This is a genomic window from Streptomyces sp. CLV115, assembly GCF_038448545.1.
In the GTDB taxonomy this organism is placed as follows: Bacteria; Actinomycetota; Actinomycetes; order Streptomycetales; family Streptomycetaceae; genus Streptomyces; species Streptomyces sanglieri.
In genome coordinates, this window is the sequence record NZ_JBCEWQ010000316.1 from 1 (window position 1) to 3081 (window position 3081).

Annotated in this window: 1 protein-coding gene and 1 pseudogene; both read left to right on the forward strand. The window is 73.0% G+C overall.

Annotation, left to right across the window (positions count from 1 at the left end; genetic code table 11):
- On the forward strand, positions 1 to 1962 hold a 1962-nt coding region (locus AADR41_RS41735), incomplete at its 5' end, for a WD40 repeat domain-containing protein (protein ID WP_342287671.1).
- Between the two features lie 798 nt (positions 1963 to 2760).
- Positions 2761 to 3081, forward strand: a pseudogene (locus tag AADR41_RS41740) (hypothetical protein); the annotation flags it as partial.

Sequence of the window (3081 nt, forward strand, 5' to 3'; positions counted from 1 at the left end):
CTGGATTCGGGGGTGGGTCCGGGGGCGCGGTTGGCGGCGGCGGTGTACCGGGCGTCGGCGCGTGTGCATCGGGGAGCGGCGCCTGGGGTGCGGCGGCAGTTGCTGGCGTTGGACGCGGCCCGGTACGGGGACCGGGACTTGTCGGCGCGGATCAGTGCCGTGCCGGTGGAGGGTGAACCGGCGGCGCGGTGGGGGGTGGACTGGGCGACCGGCAGCGATGTCGATGCCCGGTTCCGGTGTGCGTTCACCGGCCACACCGGCGAGGTGGGTGCGGTGGCGACGGCGGTGGTGGACGGCCGCCCCATCGCCGTCACCGGCAGCGGCGACAAGCCGGTGCGGGTGTGGGACCTGACCACCGGAAAGCAGGTCGGCGAACCCCTCACCGGCCACACCCGCGGGGTGCGGGCGGTGGCGACGGCGGTGGTGGACGGCCGCCCCATCGCCGTCACCGGCAGCGGCGACAAGCCGGTGCGGGTGTGGGACCTGACCACCGGAAAGCAGGTCGGCAAACCCCTCACCGGCCACACCCGCGGGGTGCGGGCGGTGGCGACGGGGGTGGTGGACGGCCGCCCCATCGCCGTCACCGGCAGCGAGGACAAGACGGTGCGGGTGTGGGACCTGACCACCGGAAAGCAGGTCGGCAAACCCCTGACCGGCCACACCGACTACGTGTCGACAGTGGCAACGGGGGTGATGGACGGCCGCTCCGTCGCCGTCACCGGCAGCTGGGACAAAACGGTGCGGGTGTGGGACCTGACCACCCGTGAGCAGGTCGGCAAACCCCTCACCGGCCACACCAGCTGGGTGTGGGCGGTGGCGACAGGGGTGGTGGACGGCCGCCCTGTCGCCGTCACCGGCAGCGGGAACAAGTCGGTGCGGGTGTGGGACCTGGCCACCGGCCAGCAGGTCGGCAAACCCCTGACCGGCCACACCCGCGAAGTGGGGGCGGTGGCGACGGGGGTGGTGGACGGCCGCCCCGTCGCCGTCACCGGCAGCGAGGACGGGACGGTGCGGGTGTGGGACCTGACCACCGGAAAGCAGGTCGGCGAACCCCTGACCGGCCACACCGACTACGTGTCGACAGTGGCGACGGGGGTGGTGGACGGCCGCCCCGTCGCCGTCACCGGCAGCGGGGACAAGTCGGTGCGGGTGTGGGACGTGGCTACCGGCCAGCAGGTCGGTGAACCCCTCACCGGCCACACCAGCTCGGTGTTGGCGGTGGCGACGGCGGTGGTGGACGGCCGCCCCATCGCCGTCACCGGCAGCGGGGACAAGACGGTGCTGGTATGGAACCTCACCAACGGGAAGCAGGTCGGCGAACCCCTCACCGGCCACGACGGCGAGGTGCGGGCGGTGGCGACGGGGGTGGTGGACGGCCGCCCCATCGCCGCCACCGGCAGCGAAGATGAGAAGGGGATGGTGTGGGACCTGACCACCCGTGAGCAGGTCGGTGAACCCCTCACCGGCCACACACGCGAGGTGGGGGCGGTGGCGACAGGGGTGGTGGACGGCCGCCCTGTCGCCGTCACCGGCAGCGGGGACAAGTCGGTGCGGATGTGGGACCTGGATGCTGACAGTCAGCCCGTGGACAGGGTGTTCGCACAGGCCGGGAAGGTGCGGGCGGTGGCGGTGGCGGACATCGGCGGCCGCCAGGTGCTCCTGGTCGCGGTGGGCCGATGGCTGCGCCTGACCGACCCCGCCACCGGCCGCCTTACCGGCCCCCGGCTGTCCGGCCACACCCGACCGGTCACCACGGTCGCGACAGCCGTGACGGACGGCCGCCCCATAGCGGTCACCGGCAGTGATGACGGAACAGTACGCGTGTGGGACCTGAGCACCTACCGGCAGACAGGACCGGCACTGACCTTCCCCGCACCGGTAAAGGCGGTGGCGGTGACACCGCACAACACCCACCTGACCGTCGCCTTCGGCAACGACATCGCGACCCTGTCCCCCCACTGACCAACCAGCCCAACCGGCCCGTCCAGTCCATACAGCCCTGGCGGGCCGAACCGCCCCACGCCATGCCCGCCCACCCGCCGGAAGCCATCCGGCAAAACCCAACAACACGGACCGTACCCACGGTTCTCCCGATCCACTCCCCCCGCACCGGGCCGACGACCACCCACCCGGATGGCTGGAGAACCGGGGACAGCACGCCCCGTCCAACCGGGCAACAACGCCGAGAACCGCTCCCACAACGGCGAGGACAGTGACAACGGCAGAACAGGCACCACCCGGTGATCACAGAGTGTCGCAACTCCGGGATCACCCGAACTGTGCCCGCCCCACCACCAGAGCTGGCTCCACCACCAATCCGCGCGAGTTCTTACGCAGACAGTTACGTGCTTTCACTGAGGAAGCCCCCAGCAGCCCCGCAGACAAGATCCGTCAGTTTCACGCCCCCCGCCGCCGTCTCACCGACACGACCTGCTCGACCTGCCGACCCGGCGGGCCGCGGCGGAACGGGTGTTCGCCGAAGCCGCGCGGGAGAGCGCGCTCTGCGGCGCGTCACTGAGGGAGGTGCAGAGCCTGCTGCTCGGCGCCCCGTTCGCCAAGGCCGCGGGTGACGGCGACCGCGCCGCCGAGATGCGGCGCCGTGCCCGCAGCCTGGCAGCCGAGGGCGGGGCGACGCTGCTGGTCGCCATGGCCGACCAGCAGGGCCCCGACCTGCTCGGCGACAACGACGGGGCACCGGGCGCGTCCGGACCTGCCGCCGGACTGGGGCAGCTCACCTCGCGTGAACGCGAGATCGCGGAGATGGTCGCCCAGGGCCTCACCAACCAGGCTGTGGCGTCCAGGCTCTGCCTCAGTCTGCCTGCGTACGGTCGAGAGTCACATCGCCCGTGTCTGCCGCAAGACGGGCATACAGTCCCGCGCCGCGCTGGCCTCCCTGGTGGCACGCCACGCCGGTGTACGACCGGGCATTGCCCCGCCCTCTTGACCGGCCTTCCTCACCGGCGTGCTCGGCGGGGCGCGGATCGCGGGCGGTCGGCCGCCCCGATCCACGGCAGCCGGCCGCCCGGTTGGCTGGCCGGCCCGGGGGGGGGGGGGGGGGGGCGGGGGGGGGGGGGGGGGGGG